Genomic DNA, 1,703 nt, shown 5'->3' with positions numbered 1-1,703 from the left:
CGCCGGCGCCCGCCCCGACCGGGGACGACCTGCGCCGTCGGCGCGCAGCCGAGCTCGTCACGGCGATGACGGATCGGGAACGCGTCGCGAGCGTCCTGATGGGTACGCGTCCGGGGTCCGCACCGGGCCCGCTGCGCCGCTACCTCCGGGGGAACGGCCTGGGCGGCTTCATCCTCATGGGCGACAACGTCCCCGGATCCGCGGAGGAACTCCGGGAGCTGACGGGCGAGCTGACAGCCGACCCCGGGCTGCCGCCGCTGCTCGCGATCGACCAGGAGGGCGGCGAGGTCAGCCGGATCCCCTGGGACGACCAGCCCGGAGCGGATCGCCTCAAGCACGAGCCGGCGAGGGACACCGAGGCGGCGTTCCGCGCCAGGACCGGGCTTCTGGCCGAGACCGGCGTGAACGTGAACTTCGGAATCGTCGCCGACGTCCCGAACGGCGAGGAGAGCTTCATCTACGGCCGGGCACTCGGCAAGAGCCCGAAGTCCGCCGCCTCCCGCGTGCGGGCCGCGGTCGATGGCGCGCGGAGCCTCGCGCGGTCGCCGCTCGCTCCCGTCGCCTCGACGCTCAAGCACTTCCCCGGACACGGCGCAGCCGAGGGCGACTCGCACGTGGGCGTGCCGAGTTCCACGATCTCCTTCGAGAAGTGGCGCGAGACCCATGCCCGACCCTTCGCCGCCGGTATCGACGCGGGCGCCGAACTGCTGATGTTCGGGCACCTCGCCTTCACCGACGTCGACGAGCAGCCGGCCTCCCTGTCGCCGGAGTGGCATCGGATCGCGCGGGAAGACCTCGGCTTCGACGGCGTCATCGTCTCCGACGATCTCGGGATGCTGCTGAGCTCCGGGCTGCCGGAGTACCGGAGCATCTCGGCGATCATCGTCGCGTGCCTGGCCGCGGGCACCGACCTCGCGCTCGTGATCCAGGGCGTCGATCCGGATGGAATGGCCGAGATCATCGACGACGTCGCCCATGCGGTCGAGGAGGGGTGGCTGCAGGCCGACCGGCTGCAGGACGCCGCCGAACGCGTGGCCGACCTTCGGCTCAGGCTCGGTGAGGCCGCGCACTCCGCCGGGTGAGAGCCAGTCGAGTGGGAGCCAGCCGGGTGAGAGCCCGCCGAGTGAGAGCCGGCCGGGTGACAGCGCATCCGGTCATGGCGCTTCGAGCCGCAGCGCTTCAGGCGACCACGTCCAGGCCTGCCTCGGCAGCGCCTCGGGTTCGAAGCGCTCCAGCAGCTCCGCCATACCGATCGGTTCGCCCGGTTCGGCGAGCCCGAGCGATGCGGCGAGCACGGAACGGATCCGATCGGGCCCGATCCCCTGCGCGGCCAGATCCTCCACGGTGACGGCGCCGTCCCGCTTCGCGAGGCGGGATCCCTCCGGGCCCAGCACGAGGGGCACGTGGGCGTAGGCGATCTCGGGCGGGCTCGGCAGTCCGAGCAGCCGCTGCAGGAGGATCTGCCGCGGGGTCGACGAAGCGAGGTCGTCCCCGCGCACCACCTGGTCGACGCCCATGTCTGCGTCGTCGACGACGACGGCCAGATTGTAGGCGATCGCACCGTCCCCGCGCTGCAGCACCAGGTCGTCGACCCCACCGGTCACGCCGCCGAGGATCAGATCCTCGAAGTCCGGCGGGACGACGCCCTCCGGCACGCGGAGCCGCAGGGCCGGCGCCCTCGGCGCGATGCGCTCGCGCGCGGC

At 72.8% G+C, this 1,703-nt stretch carries 2 protein-coding genes; one reads left to right on the top strand and one right to left on the bottom strand.

Annotation, left to right across the window (positions count from 1 at the left end; all coding sequences use genetic code 11):
* Nucleotides 1-1,082, top strand: a 1,082-nt coding sequence (locus ACFPZL_RS12945; protein WP_382335780.1) for a glycoside hydrolase family 3 N-terminal domain-containing protein, incomplete at its 5' end; no start/stop codon positions are given.
* Between the two features lie 72 nt (nt 1,083-1,154).
* Here ACFPZL_RS12945 and ACFPZL_RS12940 read toward each other — a convergent pair.
* A partial coding sequence (locus ACFPZL_RS12940; protein WP_382335778.1) for a glutamate--tRNA ligase family protein occupies nt 1,155-1,703 on the bottom strand: 549 nt, incomplete at its 5' end.

The sequence above is a fragment of the Leucobacter soli genome (genome assembly GCF_042659205.1).
Taxonomy (GTDB): Bacteria; Actinomycetota; Actinomycetes; order Actinomycetales; family Microbacteriaceae; genus Leucobacter; species Leucobacter soli.
The sequence above is the reverse complement of the archived record's forward strand: the minus strand, read 5'-3'. Positions and strand labels throughout refer to the sequence as shown.